Source organism: Rhodoferax sp. BLA1, from assembly GCF_013416775.1.
Lineage (GTDB): Bacteria > Pseudomonadota > Gammaproteobacteria > Burkholderiales > Burkholderiaceae_C > Rhodoferax.
Genome location: NZ_SZVI01000013.1, coordinates 302,794 through 317,785 on the forward strand (window position 1 = coordinate 302,794; position 14,992 = coordinate 317,785).

General features: G+C 61.2%; 10 protein-coding genes. 7 read left to right on the forward strand and 3 right to left on the reverse strand.

Annotated elements, in window-relative coordinates; genetic code table 11:
* Positions 1-212 precede the first annotated feature (212 nt).
* From FDG13_RS16840 to FDG13_RS16850, 3 genes are all read left to right on the forward strand, one after another.
* Entirely contained in the window at positions 213-2,336 is a 2,124-nt protein-coding gene (locus FDG13_RS16840; protein WP_370528243.1) for an HDOD domain-containing protein, read from the forward strand.
* Positions 2,333-4,528: an EAL domain-containing protein gene (locus FDG13_RS16845; protein WP_180130822.1), complete on the forward strand. Its 2,196-nt coding sequence runs from the start codon at positions 2,333-2,335 to the stop codon at positions 4,526-4,528. The genes FDG13_RS16840 and FDG13_RS16845 overlap by 4 nt, the downstream gene beginning before the upstream one ends.
* 190 nt (positions 4,529-4,718) lie before the next feature.
* The gene (locus FDG13_RS16850) at positions 4,719-6,722 is read left to right on the forward strand and encodes an HDOD domain-containing protein (protein WP_180130825.1); all 2,004 of its coding nucleotides are present in this window, start codon (positions 4,719-4,721) and stop codon (positions 6,720-6,722) included.
* Positions 6,723-6,728: 6 nt separating this feature from the next.
* Here FDG13_RS16850 and FDG13_RS16855 read toward each other — a convergent pair whose 3' ends face one another.
* The 3 genes from FDG13_RS16855 to FDG13_RS16865 all read right to left on the reverse strand — a co-directional run bounded on the left by FDG13_RS16855 (position 6,729) and on the right by FDG13_RS16865 (position 10,401).
* Positions 6,729-7,232, reverse strand: a complete 504-nt coding sequence (locus tag FDG13_RS16855) for a GNAT family N-acetyltransferase (RefSeq protein WP_370528244.1) — start codon at positions 7,230-7,232, stop codon at positions 6,729-6,731.
* Positions 7,233-7,390: 158 nt separating this feature from the next.
* Positions 7,391-9,847 (reverse strand): HDOD domain-containing protein, encoded by a 2,457-nt coding sequence (locus tag FDG13_RS16860; protein WP_180130828.1) that lies wholly within the window; start codon positions 9,845-9,847, stop codon positions 7,391-7,393.
* Entirely contained in the window at positions 9,844-10,401 is a 558-nt protein-coding gene (locus tag FDG13_RS16865) for an SIMPL domain-containing protein (protein ID WP_370528245.1), read from the reverse strand. Before FDG13_RS16865 ends, FDG13_RS16860 begins: the two co-directional genes overlap by 4 nt.
* A 296-nt stretch (positions 10,402-10,697) precedes the next feature.
* Here FDG13_RS16865 and ompR point away from each other — a divergent pair, with 296 nt between their 5' ends.
* The 4 genes from ompR (at position 10,698) to kdpA (ending at position 14,985) form a co-directional block, all read left to right on the forward strand.
* Positions 10,698-11,426: a two-component system response regulator OmpR gene (gene ompR, locus FDG13_RS16870; protein ID WP_180130851.1), complete on the forward strand. Its 729-nt coding sequence runs from the start codon at positions 10,698-10,700 to the stop codon at positions 11,424-11,426.
* Complete coding sequence (locus tag FDG13_RS16875) at positions 11,413-12,807, forward strand: sensor histidine kinase (RefSeq protein ID WP_180130856.1); 1,395 nt, start codon at positions 11,413-11,415, stop codon at positions 12,805-12,807. The genes ompR and FDG13_RS16875 overlap by 14 nt, the downstream gene beginning before the upstream one ends.
* Positions 12,808-13,087: 280 nt before the next feature.
* Positions 13,088-13,186, forward strand: coding sequence for a potassium-transporting ATPase subunit F (locus FDG13_RS16880; RefSeq protein ID WP_180130859.1), 99 nt, complete (start codon positions 13,088-13,090; stop codon positions 13,184-13,186).
* Positions 13,186-14,985, forward strand: coding sequence for a potassium-transporting ATPase subunit KdpA (gene kdpA, locus FDG13_RS16885; protein WP_180130863.1), 1,800 nt, complete (start codon positions 13,186-13,188; stop codon positions 14,983-14,985). The genes FDG13_RS16880 and kdpA overlap by 1 nt, the downstream gene beginning before the upstream one ends.
* Positions 14,986-14,992 lie beyond the last annotated feature (7 nt).

The following is a 14,992-nucleotide window of genomic DNA, read 5'->3' on the forward strand; positions in this document are numbered from 1 at the left end:
GTCGGCTAGCACCAGCAACTGGGCGGTGTTCCATGTTTTGATAGCATCTCATACAGAAAGGATTTAGGGTTACACATGATCTATATCAATATATCTGCTATACAAATTGCATCTAAGTGGTAAAAATTCACCCCTTGCTGTTATATTGACTTAGTCGTTGCGACATGGAACATAACCAGGGCTCCCAGCTGGGCCCGCATACCACCTTATTTGTGAATTCTGTTCATCCTGATGACATCCGGAACCGCTTGCTGGTGGCGCGCCTGCCCACCATGCCGCAGATTCTGATCAAGCTCATTGACCTGTGCCAGGCCGATGAAGTTGGGATCACTGAGCTTGCCAAATTGATCGCCAACGACGCGGGCATGACCAGCCGGGTGCTGCGAGTGGCCAACAGCGCCGCCTACCAGCGCAGTGGCCGCAAACTGGGCCTGCCCCAGGCGCTGACCACACTGGGTGCAGACTTGGTCAAGTCGCTGCTGATCAGCGAGTCGGTGTTCCAGACCTTCAGCGGTTTTCCACACACCGGCGGCACCGATCTGCGCCCGTTCTGGAAACATTCCCTGGCCGCCGCAGTCATCGCCCGCGATCTGGCCAAGGCGATGCAGTACCCGCAGATTGAAGAGGCTTACCTGGCTGGACTGTTGCACGATGTGGGTCGACTGGCCTTGCTGGCAGCGGCACCCGACACCTACAGCTTCAATTTTTATACCGCCGATGACGGCGACTTGTGCGCCACCGAGCAAAAGAGCCTGCACATCTCACACGCCGAAGCAGGCGCCTGGCTGATCGAACGCTGGGAGATGGACTCGTTTCTGGCCGACGCGGTGCTCTACCACCACGAAAATCCGGCACGCGTCATGATGGCGCACCCGCTGATCCGCATCATCCATCTGGCGCATTTGCTCAGTGACCACCCGGTGGGCACCCCGCTGCCCGAGGACATGGGCGCGGTGTGTGGCATCGACGACGCCAAGCTGCTGGATATTTACCAGAGCTGCGAGGCGCAGGTGATGGTGGCCGCAGAGCATCTGGGCATCAACCTGACTGGCCTGCCGGAGCTGGTGGCCTCGGTCTCGGTGCCAGCAGCACCGGTGGCCGTGAACCCGGTGCAGCAGCGCCTGACCGAAGAAATCCGCAACCGCGCATTGAGCGCCGAACTCAGCCAGGTGTTTGCCCGCCAGAAAGACGGCACCCAGTTGCTCGACAGCGTGCGGCAAAACGCCCGCATCCTGTTTGACCTGGATGACACCGCGGTGTTTCTGGTCAGCAACAACGGCCGCTCGCTGATCAGTGCCTCGGTGGGTGAACAGCGCCAGCGCCTGGCGGACTTTTCCATCAGCCTGGCCGGTGGTGGTATCGCCGACTCGGTGACCAGCAGACATCTGGCTTTTCTGGAGCGCGGCCGCAGCAGCCTGACGCTGACCGAAGAGCAACTGCTGCGCAGCTTCAACAGCCCCTGCCTGTTGTGTCTGCCGCTGGTGTCGGGCAACCGCAGTCTGGGCCTGCTGATCGCCGGGCTGGAAGCCTGGCGGGTGTCGGATTTGCAGCGCCAGGAAAAATTCCTGTTGGTGTTTGGCAACCAGGCCGCCAGCGCCATGGAGGCCGCCGCCAAAGAGCGCGGTGAAATGGACCGGCGCATCGCCACGCTGCAGGAAGAACACATCAAACAATCACGCAAAATCGTGCACGAGGCCAGCAACCCGCTGTCGATCATCAAGAACTACCTGGGCGTGCTGGACGACAAGCTGGCGCGCCAGGAGCCGGTGGGCGCCGAGTTGTCGATCCTCAACGAGGAAATCGACCGCGTGGGCAGCATCATCAAGGAGTTCGCACGGGTAACGCCTCCGGCGCCCGACACCCTGATCGATGTCAACAAGCTGATCAGCGACATCGTGCGTCTGTTCCGTGAGAGCCGGTTTTTGCCACCCACGGTGCAAATTGCGGCGGTGGTGCCAGACGAAGCCAGCACCATTTCAGGCACCAGCGGCGTGGTCAAACAGATTTTTGTCAACCTCATCAAGAACGCGGTCGAGGCCTTGTCCAAAGGGGGCCGCATCGAGGTCATCAACAACGGCATCACACAACGTGGCGGCGCCGAGTATTTTTCGCTGCAGGTCCGGGACAACGGCCCCGGTTTGCCCGACGAGGTGCTGGCCAAACTCTTCTCACCGGTGCGCAGTAGCAAGGCAGGCGACAACCGCGGCCTTGGCCTGAGCATCGTCCATGGTCTGGTGCAAAAGCTGCAGGGGTCAATCACCTGCAAAAGCTCCGCACTGGGAACCGTCTTTGAAATTTTGCTGCCAGCACGGCATGCCAAAAGCCAGGTTCAATGAGCAACTTAAGTCCACTTCAATGGGATTTCACGCTGGCCTCACGTGGGCTGCAAACCACCCAGATCCTGCACAAACCGGCCAAACTGCTGCTGGTGGATGACGAACCCAGGCTGCTGCAAAGCCTATGTGACCTGCTCAATAACCGCGGCTTCATCCTGGTCACCGCCAACAATGGCACCGAGGCGATTGAGCGGCTCAGCAGCGATAGCTTCGACCTGATCATCCTGGACTTGCGCATGCCCGACATCTCAGGGCATGAGGTCATGGACTACATGAACCTGCACCAGATCGACGCCAACGTGATCGTCACCAGCGGCGACGTCGGCATCGAGGCGGCCATTGGAGCGCTGCGACGCGGCGCCTACGATTACCTGCGCAAGCCCTACCCGCGCGAGGAATTGATCAAGGCGGTGCAAAACGCCCTGCACCAGCGTCAACTGGAAGCCGAGAACAAGCAGATTGCCGGCAGGCTGGAGAGTTCGGAGCGTATTTACCGCTACCTGGTGGACAGCTCACCCGACATCATCTTCACCCTCGACCACCAGGGCAAGCTGACCTTTGTCAACAACCGGATTCACCCGCTGCTGGGTTTTAATGCCGAAGAACTGATTGGCAAACACTATGCCGACATGGTGCATACGCGTGATCTGGAACGTGCCAACTACGTGTTCAGCGACGGGCAACAGCAGCAGCGCTGGTCACGCAACATCGAACTGAGGCTCAAGTCGCGCCATCTGGAAGATGAGGGGCGGGTCTTCAGCGTTGAACTCATGAGTGTGTCGTTCACCACCCAGGTCATGCGCACCGAAGGGGTGCCGCAGAACCTGGAGCAGATGGGCATTTACGGTGTGGCACGCGACATCACCGACCGCAAGCGCGCCGACGAGTTGATCGCCTACCAGGCCTATTACGACATCCTCACCGATTTGCCCAACCGGGTCTTGTTCAAAGACCGGCTTAACCTGGCGCTGTTGCAGGCCAAACGCAAAAAAGGTGGTCTGGCCGTGATGTTTGTGGATCTAGACCGTTTCAAGGTGATCAACGACTCCCTGGGCCACCAGCTCGGTGACGAGCTGTTGCAGCAAGCCACGATTCGGCTCAAAGGCTGCCTGCGCCACAGCGACACCCTGTCGCGTTTTGGCAGCGACGAATTTAATGTGGTGTTGCCCGAGCTGGACTCGGTGCAAGACCCGACGCGGGTGGCACAGGCTTTTCTGGACGCCTTGCGTGCACCCTTTGCCCTGGGGGGCCAAACCGTGCACATCACCGCCAGCATTGGTGTGGCGGTGTACCCCAAAGACGGCGAAAGTGTCGACGAGCTGATCCGCAACGCCGATCTGGCGATGCATGCCAAGAAGTCCTCCGGGCGCAACGGTTACCAGTTTTTTGAGCTGTCGATGCTCAACCAGAGTTTTGAGCAGATCTCTGTCGAAAGTGGCTTGCGCCTGGCGCTGTTGGCGGGTGAACTGGAGATGTATTACCAGCCGCAGGTGGATGCCAAAAGTGGCAAGGTGATTGGTGCCGAGGCACTGATGCGCTGGAACCATCCGCAGCGCGGCTTCCTGGGCGCGGGTGCATTTTTGCCCTATGCCGAAGAAAGTGGCCTGATCATTGCTATCAGCGACTGGATGCTCGAGGCGGTGTGCCGGGACCTGCTGGCCTGGAACACCCTGGGCGCAGACCGCCCTTACCTCTCGATCAACCTCTCGCCCCATTACCTGGACCGGGGCGACTTCTACGACAAGCTCAAGAACACACTGGAGCGTTACCAGATTTCGCCCTCGCAGCTGGAGGTCGAGATCACCGAAAACATCTGCATCCGCAACCCGCAGGCGGCCATTGACCAGCTCCAGAAGCTGTGCCAGCTGGGGGTCAGGGTGGCGATTGATGACTTTGGCACCGGCTACTCGTCGCTGGCGTATCTGCATCGGTTCCCGATCCATGTGCTGAAGATTGACCGCTCCTTTGTCATGCCGATTGAAGACGACACCCTGCAGTTCCCGGTGGTGCTGGCGATCATCTCCATCGCCAAAGGCCTGGGCCTCAAACTGGTGGCCGAAGGGGTCGAGACCGAGGTGCAACAACGTTACCTGGAGCAGGCCGGTTGCCAGACTTTCCAAGGTTTTTACTACCACCGGCCGATGCCACAAAGCGCCCTGATGGGGCTGCTGGACAGCCAGAGAATTCACTGAGCCTGCAAATTGGGTGGACAACCCCAACATTGTTAACAATCCCTTACTTTTTTTGTCAGACACAAATTTTGGGGATGCACTGAGCTGCACCGAAAATACTGGGGTAAGCTGCATCAACACACCCACCCCCTGCAGGCAGAACATGCATCCAGTTCCCCGGCGCTTTCGCTAGTCTGAACCAAGGCCTGTTGTGAAACTACCGCCTGAAGACATCCACCAACGGCTGCTGGTCGCACGCCTGCCCAGCCCGCCGCAAACGCTGATGCGGCTGATGGTGTTGTGCCAGTCGGACGACGCGGGCATGGGTGAGTTGTCCGAGCTGATTGCCAGTGACCCCGGCCTGTCGGCCAAGGTCTTGTCGGTGGCCCACAGTGCCGCCTATTACCGCAGCAGTGCCAAAACCCTGACCCTGTTGCAAGCCACCAGCACGCTGGGCATGGCGCTGATCAAGGTGCTGGCGATCAGTGAGTCGGTGTTTCAAACTTTCCACGCCTTCCGGCAAACCACCAGCGCTGACCTGCGTAAATTCTGGAAACACAGCCTGAGTGTGGCGGTGCTGGCGCGTGCGCTGGCCGAGCGCCAGGACCGTGTCGGGGCAGAAGAAGCTTACCTGACCGGTTTGTTGCACGACGTGGGCCGTCTGGCCCTGCTGGTGGCGGTGCCCGAGCGTTACGGCGCCCTGTTTGGTTGGCCCGACGACGCCAGCCTGTGCAGCCAGGAGCAGCAACAGCTTGGAACCACCCACGCCGAAGCAGGCGCCTGGTTGCTGACGCACTGGCACCTGAGCCGAACGATGACGCAGAGTGTGCTGGCGCACCACACCCCAACGGCCCAACTGGCAGAGCCCCAACCACTCACGCGCCTGATCCACTTGGCCCACCTGCTCGAAGCGCTGCCGCCAGAGCCACCCGAGGTGGCCCCCGCCTGGGCCAGTGAACACAGCCTGACGCTGCAAGACATCAGTGAGCTGTTGCAAACCGCAGCCACCCAGGTGGCACAGATCGCCCGCGATCTGGGGGTGGACATCTCGGACGCCGGTGAGCCCAGCGCCGCCAGCCTGGCCGTCACCCGGCCCCAGCCGCTCGATGCCGACCAGAGCGCGCTGGCGCGTGATGTGCTGGACCGCAGTGTGCTCAACGAGATGGCCATGACGCTGATCAACCTGACCAGCACCAACGCCGCCTTGACCTCGATGCGCCAACACGCCAGCGCCCTGCTCCAGCTCGAAGACGCGATGGTGATGCTCACACGTGACAACCAGCACACGCTGGTGCCGGTGTCGATGAACGAGCGCCACCTGGCCGCCACACCGCTGGCGTTCGAGGTGGCGCTTGACCCGCCGATGGCGCACTGTATGACACAGCGCAAGGTGGTGTTTTCCAAACGCCAGGGCCTGTCGCCAAGCATCCTGCTCGATGTCATGGACACCAACGAAGTTGTGCTACTGCCCTTGCTCACCGCCCAGCAGTGCCTGGGCGTGCTGGCGGCCAGCGTGCCACCTGAGCTGAGCCAGCATCTCAAAAGCCAGCTGCCGACCTTGCAGGCCTTTGGGGTGTATGCCGGTCTGGCCCTGTCGCGCCGACGCCTGTCCGACAAAAACCGCTCCGGCCAGACCCTGTCGGCCAAAGAGGCGCAAAACTTGGAGCTCAAACGCGTGGCGCAGGCCGTTGATCTGCTGGTTGAGGCCTTGTCAAAGCCCCCACAGCCGACCACCATGGTGCCGGTTGACCTGAGCCTGGCCGTGCGTGACACGGTGCAGCTGCTGCAACACCGCCAGCTCATCCCCGGCAACATCGAGGTCAGTGCCGAGATGCCCAACCGCGCCGCCTGGGTGCAAGGCACACCCGGGAAAATCAAGCAGATCCTGCTGATCCTGATCAAAAACGCTTGCGAAACCATGCCAGATGGCGGGCAAATCATGGTCAACGGCGGCGGTCTGGTGCAGCGCGATGGGGGTGTCTACACCGTGCTCACGGTGGCAGACAGCGCCACCAGCACCAAAGAAGCCATTCAAGCCCAGCTGTATGAAAGCGCCCCGGACGCAGCACGCAGCAACCGGGGCCAGCCGAGCTTTGGCCTAGCCACGGTGAACCAGCTGATGGAACAGATGGCCGGGCACATCAAGTTCACCACCGGCCCCAGCGGCACCCGTTTCGACATCCTGCTGCCCTGCCCGCGCAACCCGACGGTATAAGCGCCGTCACTCGGGGCGCAGCATCTCCAGGTGCGGTATGCCATCTTCCAGGTAGTGGGTACCGGTGTCGACAAAACCGTGCTGGGCATAAAAGTGCGTGAGTTGCAACTGGGCGCCGATGCGAATGGGCTGCGGGCCCCAGACCTGGCTGATAGCCGCAATCGCCTGGGTGACAAGGGCGTGGCCCAAACCGCCGCCACGGGCGCTCGGGCGCGTCAGCACCCGCCCGAAACTGGCCTCGGGAAATTTCACCCCGGCTTCAAAACAGCGCGCATAGGCCTGCAACTCACCATGTTGCACGCCCAGCAAATGCATCGCCTGTCGGTCGGCACCGTCCATGTCCTGGAACAGGCACTGCTGCTCCACCACAAACACCTCGCTGCGCAGGCGCAGCACCTCGTATAACTCGTACACGCGTAAATCGTTAAACGCCAGCAAACGCCATACCGGCGCGGCGGTCTCACCGTGCTTGGCAGCGGCCGAGCCAATCGACCAGAGTTTGAATGTCACGGTACAACCTCCTGTGTGAGCGCATCACCGCTGCGCGAAAAACCCCCACCTGCACCATTACACCGGTGCACTTGCCCGTCAAAACACCACAAATCACTTTCAAATACATAGCTATAGACCCTTATTCCAAAAGGACCAGAGGCCAAAATCACTAGCAATCAAGCCGACTGCTTGAACGCCATCACCGCCTGGTTGCGCAACGTGCGCAACAAAGAGAGTTCTTTTTCGTCCACCAACAGGCCGCCCTTGTGCGCCATGTCGGCATAGATCAGACCAAAAGGTTTGCCCTTGAGCACCAGCGGCAACACCAGAAACGTCGGTGCGTTGTAGGCCTGGATGTACCAGGCAGGCAGGCGCTGCACGATGCGGGGGTCGGCGGCGTCACTGATCAGGGTGTCGGCCGCCTTGAGACAAATGGTGGCAAACAGGTCGGGTGTGCCGTTGCTGCGCAGCGGCACATTGAACTGTTTGACCACCGCCTCCACCCCCACGCCCAGACCGAAACGACCGGTAAGGGTGTCGGTCTTGGGGTCGCGCATGCAGAACACGATGCGGTGGAGGTCCAGCGCACGGAACATGGCCTCCATGATCATGCGCAGCACATCACTGAGCTTGAAGTCGTCGACCATGGCGTTGGTGATGTCCTGCACACCGGCGGTCAGGGTTTGCGCCCGGCTGTCGGTGCCGGGCTGGGCCAGCGTCAGGATGGCGCCGGTGGGCTCCGAGCTGACCTGCGTGGGCATCGGCTGGGTCATGATCTGAGTGGCATGCAAGGCGTTGGCGTTCAGGGTGTCGGCCTCAGGGTCGACCACCAGGCTGCTGGGCTCCTGCTGCCGAGCATCCAGCTTGTGATCGAGCAGGTGTGCGGCCAAGGAGTCGGGTCGCACGGTGATCTCCATGGCCTGGGCCAGCTCCAGCAGCTTCTTGCGCGCCACCGCTGTGGCGGCGTTGAGCTGTTCGGTGGTCATACCCAGGGCCCGGCCATAGGTTTTGGCCACCTGGCCCAGGCGCACATCGACCACCTTGGCATCGGTGTGCAACACCGCATCGGCCATCTCGTTGGCGACACGGGTGCTCCAGCGCAAACGGCTCTGGCTGTCTTTGATGGGCAGGCTGGGCGGTGTGCCCGTGGGTTTGACCACACAACGCTGAATGCTCTCGGGCAGGCCCCAGGCTTTGCACACACCCAGGCCCAGCGCCTCGTAACTCAGGCCCAGCACCCGGGTGGCGGCGGCCTCCTCGCTGATCGCGTCACGCGGTGCACTCACCAGCTGGCGCACCGCCAGCGCTTCCTCTGGAAAATAAAACTGCGACAACATGCGCCCCAGGTTCTGGAACAGCGCACCAATAAAAGCGTCCTCCCCTTCGGTCTGGGTGGGGCACAGCGCGGCCGCAATGGCGCCAGCCATCAGCGCACGCAAAAACTCTTCTTTGAGCAGATGGGCGTTGGCCTTGTCCTGCATGTGCTCCAGCAGCACCAAGCTCAGCGCCATATTGCGGATACCGTTAAAACCCACCAGGCTGACCGCCCGCGACACCGTGCCGACACTGCTGCCGCGTGAATAATGCACGCTGTTGACCAGGCGCAGCAGCTTGTTGGTCAGTGCCACGTCCTTGAGGATCTCGTTGGTGACGCTGTTGATGCTTTCCTTGTCCGAGCTGGCCATGCTCTGGATGCGGCCAATCGATTCGGACAGTGCCGGGAAATCGCTTTTGTTGCGCATGCGGCGCAACAAAAAGTCCAGCGTGCTGCTGGTTTTGCCGGTGGGGGTGGGCAGCTCGCTGTCGGCGCTGTCTTTGTGCTGGCCCGACCAGACCAGCAGATCATCCAGAAAAGCCTGGGCACTGGGGTAACGCTGGTCCACCGCCACGGCGGTGGCTGTCAGCAAGGCCGAGCGCAAGCCGTCATCCAGGCGCGCCATCAGGTCCGGCGGAAAAGCCTGCGGCTCGATGCTGATTTTTTGCAGGGTCTGCTGCAAATTGGCTTTGTCGCGGATCGGTTTGCCCCACAACAACTCACCCAGCAGCAAGCCCGCGCTGTAGACGTCCATCAAAGGGGTGATGGACTCACCGCGCACCGCCTCTGGCGCCATGTAGGCGGGTGTGCCAGCGACCTCAACCCGGTCCGGGGGCTGCGTTGGCTGGCTGATGCGCGCCGCAATACCAAAGTCCATCACGCGGGCGCGGCCAGCGCGGTCCAGCAACACGTTGGAGGGTTTGAGGTCGCGGTGCACCACACCACTGGCATGGGCGGCCACCAAGGCGGCCAGCACATCCTGCATCACCGCCACCGCCTGCACCGGCGCCAGGGCGCCGTGCTGGGCCAGTTGCTGGGCCAGCGTCAGGCCCGGCACATATTCAAACACCAGGTAGGGCTGGTTGTCTTGTACGTCGGCCTCAAACACCGGCACGATGTTGACGTGGGTCAGGCGGCTGACGCTGCGCGCCTCCTGCAGCCACTGGGTGACCAGTCCGCTGTCGGGTTGGGCCGCCGGTTTCATGAGCTTGATCGCCACCTCACGCTCAAGCCGTGGGTCAAACGACAGCCACACCTCGGCCTGCGCACCCTGGCCCAACATGCGCCGGCGCTCAAACCGGCCTATCGCCACATTCATTGAAGCTGGACCGAGCCAGACACATTGACCGACACCGAGGCCATACCTGCCTCCACCGGCACCGACGCGTCCTCAGCCGCCATGGCCCGCACCGCCTTCATTTGTGGCTGGAAGATCGGCCCACCTTCGTCATAGTTGACCGAGACTTCCCCCAAGCTGTAGCTCTTGAAGTCAAAGGCCTTGGCGATCTCGGTGGCACGCTGGCGAAACAGCGCAATCGCCTGGGTTTGCGCCTGCGCCTGGGCACTCTGGCGCTGCGCCTGGGTCAGGCCAAAACTGGCGCCAGAGACCGTCAGGGTGCTGAGTTTGCCGGCGGTTTCGCTGATGCGGGCAAAGTCCTGGCCTTCGAGCACCAGCTCGGTGCTGCCTTGCCAGCCGGTGATCTTGCCATTGCGGTCATAACGTGGTGCCAGGCCAAAGCGACCGGTGCGCACCGTCATCTCGGCCGGGCGGACCTCCTTTTTGGCCAGGGTCAGGGCGGTATCCAGGGCGTTTTTGAGCTGAGACTGCACCAGCTGCGGGTCGCTGCCTTCCCGGGTGGTGCTCAGTGACATGGTCAGCAGGTCTTGCGCCACCTGTACGCTGGCCTGTGCCGCCAAATTCACCCGCTGCATCGGCAAAGGTGCCGAAGTTACTTGAGAAAAAGAAGCGCTAGCCCATGTCAACACAGCACAGCATGCTACTAATTTTGATAATTTTTTCAAGGTAAATTTTCCAATAAACAAGAGGCCCAAAACGGGTAAAAAGCCTGCCGAATTTGTAACAGCGTGTGAATCCGGCGCCAAAAAAGGCTTCAGCAGCGACAACGCACGCAACAATTGCGGCTGTTACAAATCAAGTGGATCGTAGTATGGCTGTAAATTCCCGTGTCGACAAAATCCTGGTGGTTGATGATGATGCCCGCATCCGCGACCTGCTGCGCCGTTATCTGACGCAAGAAGGTTTTGAGGTGCTGCTGGCCGAAGACGGGCGGGCCCTGACCCGTGTGCTGGGGCGCGAGCCGGTGGACCTGATTGTGCTGGACCTGATGATGCCAGGTGAGGACGGCTTGTCGGTCTGTCGGCGTCTGCGTGGCGCCAATGACCGCACCCCGATCATCATGCTGACCGCCAAGGGTGAAGACATTGACCGCATCGTCGGGCTGGAGGTGGGCGCCGATGATTACCTGGGCAAACCCTTTAACCCGCGCGAGTTGCTGGCGCGTATCCATGCGGTGCTGCGCCGACGCCCGCCGGTGGAGGCGCCGGGCTCACCGTCGGCCGACAAGGCGGTGGTCACTTTTGGGCCGTTCAGCTTCGACATGGGTGCGCGCACCTTGCACAAAGGTGACGAAGAGCTGGCCTTAACCACCGGTGAATTTGCCATGCTCAAGGCCCTGGTGCGGCACCCGCGCCAACCGCTGTCGCGCGAAAAGCTGGCACAGCTGGCGCGCGGGCGCGACTTCGAGCCTTTTGACCGTAGCCTGGACGTGCAGGTCTCGCGCCTGCGCAAACTCATTGAGCAAGACGCATCGGTGCCGCGTTACATCCAGACCGTGTGGGGCGTGGGTTACGTGTTCATTCCTGATGACAACAGTTAGTAGTCCGTCTGTGCCACAAGACAGCGGCCCAAAACGTGCCCGCAAACCCGCCCTGAGCCTGTTCTGGCGCACCTTTTTTCTGCTGGCGCTGCTGTTGCTGGGCAGCGTGATTGCCTGGACCCAGACCCTGCTGCAGATGGAGTTTGAGCCCCGTGCGGTGCAAACGGCGGATCAGATTGCCTCGGTGGTGAACCTGAGCCGTGCTGCGGTGATGCACTCGGACGCGATTGCCAGGGTGTCCTTGTTCAAGACCATGAAGGACCAGGAGCACCTGACCATCCGCCTGCGTGAGCCCAGGGATGAGTTTGAGGTGTTTGCGGCCACCGACCTGAACCGCCATGTGGTTGCACAACTGCAGTCGCGGCTGGGGCCGGACACCATTGTGGCCAGCAGTGTCAACCAGGTGCAGGGGCTGTGGGTGGGCTTCTCCATCGACAAGGACCGTTATTGGTTACAGACCGAGCGCAACCGGTTTGACCAGCCAACCAGCGAGACCTGGACCGTCTGGTTGCTGACTGCGGCGGTGCTGTCACTGGCTGGCGCGGCGGGTATTGCACGCCTGATCAACCGGCCGCTCAAAGACCTGTCGCTGGCGGCCAGCCGGGTACACGAAGGTGACTTTGAGGCCAGTACGCTGGACGAGACCGTCAGCACCCAGGAAATCAGGGCAGTGAACATTGGCTTTAACCGCATGACACGCAAACTCGCGCAGATCGAACAGGACCGCACGGTGATGCTGGCCGGCATCTCGCACGATCTGCGCACCCCGCTGGCGCGGCTGCGGCTGGAGGCAGAAATGAGTGTGCCCGACGCCCAAGCGCGTGAGGCGATGTCGGGCGACATCGCACAACTCGACGCGATCATCGGCAAATTTTTGGATTACGCCCGTCCAGGCGACATGCGGCTGGTGCCGGTGTCACTCAACCAGACGGTAGAAAGCTGTCTGGAGCCACTGCGCAAACGCAGCGACCTCGACTTCAAGCTGGCCTTACAAGACGGCCTGATGGTGTTGGCCGACCCGGTGGAGTTGCAACGCGCGTTGGTGAACCTGCTGGAAAACGCCGCCCGTTATGGCAAGTCCGAGGGCACAGAGCTGGCGCGGGTGGACATCTCGGCACGTTACAGCAACGACAAGGTGCTGCTGCGCCTGCGTGACCATGGCAACGGTGTGCCTCCCGAGCAACTCAAACACCTCACCACACCGTTTTTCCGGGGTGACTCGGCCCGCTCGGCGGCCAACAGCACCGGGCTGGGGCTGGCGATTGTGGAGCAAACCATCTCACGCATGGGGGGCTCCTTTGACCTGAGCAACGCCAACGGCGGCGGCCTGTGCGCCAACATCGTGTTGCGCCGGGCCCATAGCAGCACGGCAGCCGTCTGACAGCGGGTCTTCAAACCGGCTGAGCGGCCTTGACAGATACAGGCCAGCAAACCCCCGTGGAGGCCACTCCAGGGCCTCATTTTTACGCCTTTTTTACGGCGCCATCCCCCCTTTCTTCCCCGTTTTTACGCTCACAAAAATAAGCTTCTCCCATCGTTGTTGACAGGAGAAAAAGCATGGATATGGTGTTTCTGGCCGGTGTGGCCTTGTTATGGGCTGTGACCGCCCTACTCGTTCAAGGTTTTGAGCGACTGGGTCAGGTTGGCAAGGGGCAGCCAGCATGATCAGCCTGTCTACCCTGTATGGCGCGGCGGGCCTGTGTGTGGCCTTGTTGCTGGTGTATCTGGTTTACGCGCTGCTGTGCGCCGAGGAGTTCTGATGGGCCCATCTGCCTGGGGCCTGTTGGCTCTTTTTCTTGGAGTGTTGCTGGTTGCGGCCTGGCCGCTGGGAACCTGGTTGGCGCGTATCGCTTCTGGCCAGTTGCCACATTGGATGCAGCGGGTGGAGGCACCGCTCTACCGCTTGGCTGGCACAGCGGCTGATCGCTCCATGAGCTGGGCGCAGTATGCGCTGGCCTTGCTGGTTTTTAATGGACTGGGGGTGATCGTGGTGTATGCGCTGCAAAGGTTGCAGATCTGGCTGCCACTGAACCCGGCAGGTATGGCCGCGGTATCGCAAGACTCTGCTTTCAACACCGCCATCAGTTTTGTCACCAACACCAACTGGCAAGGTTACGGCGGTGAGTCCACCATGAGTTACCTGACCCAGATGCTGGCGCTGGCGGTGCAGAACTTTTTGTCAGCGGCCACCGGCATCGCCGTGGTGTTTGCGTTGATCAGAGGGTTTGCTGCTCGCGCCACCGGGGTCATTGGCAACTTCTGGGTGGACATCACCCGCATCACGGCCTGGGTTTTGTTGCCGCTGTCGCTGGTGTTGGCTCTGGCTCTGGTGAGCCAGGGTGTGGTGCAGAACTTGGATGCCTACAAGGAGGCCACCACGCTGGAGGTCAACACCTTCCAACAAGCCAAGCTGAGCACAGACGGCCAAGCCCTGAAGGATGACAAGGGCCAGTCGGTGATGGAAACCGCCCAAACGAGCACACAAACCCTGGCCATGGGGCCGGTGGCCTCGCAGGAAGCCATCAAGATGCTGGGCACCAATGGTGGTGGCTTTTTTAACGCCAACTCGGCGCATCCTTTTGAGAACCCGACTGCTCTGAGCAACTTGCTGGAAATGCTGGCCATTTTCCTGATCCCGGCCGCGCTGTGTTTTGCATTCGGGCGTGAAGTGGGTGACCGTCGCCAAGGCTGGGCTGTGTTGGCAGCGATGACGATGCTGTTTGTTCTGGCCGTGATCTCCATCACCCCGGCCGAGCAGGCAGGCAACCCGCTGCTCTCTGCCTTGGGTGTGGACCAAACCAGTAGCCTGTTGCAGGCCGGTGGCAACATGGAAGGCAAAGAAGCCCGTTTTGGCATCAACGCCTCGGCCCTGTTTGCCGTCATCACCACCGCCGCTTCGTGTGGTGCGGTGAATGCCATGCACGATTCGTTCACCCCGTTGGGGGGCATGGTGCCGATGGTGCTGATGCAACTCGGTGAGGTGGTGTTTGGCGGGGTCGGCAGCGGGTTGTATGGCATGCTGGTATTTGCCATCCTGGCGGTGTTCATCGCGGGCCTGATGATTGGGCGCACCCCCGAATACCTGGGCAAAAAGATCGAGGTGCATGAGATGAAACTCACCTCGATCACGATCCTGGTGACACCGATCCTGGTGCTGGCAGGTACCGCCATTGCACTCATGGCAGGCGCTGGAACGGCGGGCATTGCCAATCCGGGTCCGCATGGTTTTTCAGAAGTGTTGTACGCCCTGAGCTCGGCGGCCAACAACAACGGCAGCGCGTTTGCTGGCCTGTCGGCCAACACACCGTTCTACAACACGCTGCTTGGCATTGCCATGTGGCTGGGCCGCTTTGGTGTGATCGTGCCGGTGCTGGCAATAGCCGGTGCACTGGCGGCCAAAAAGCGGCTGCCGGTGACCGTGGGCACCATGCCGACGCATGGCCCTTTGTTTGTCTTCCTGCTGATCGGCACGGTGTTGCTGGTGGGTTTGTTGAACTATGTGCCAGCACTGGCGCTGGGGCCGGTGGTCGAGCACCTGATGTTGTGGCCTGCTGCGTGAAGCAGAT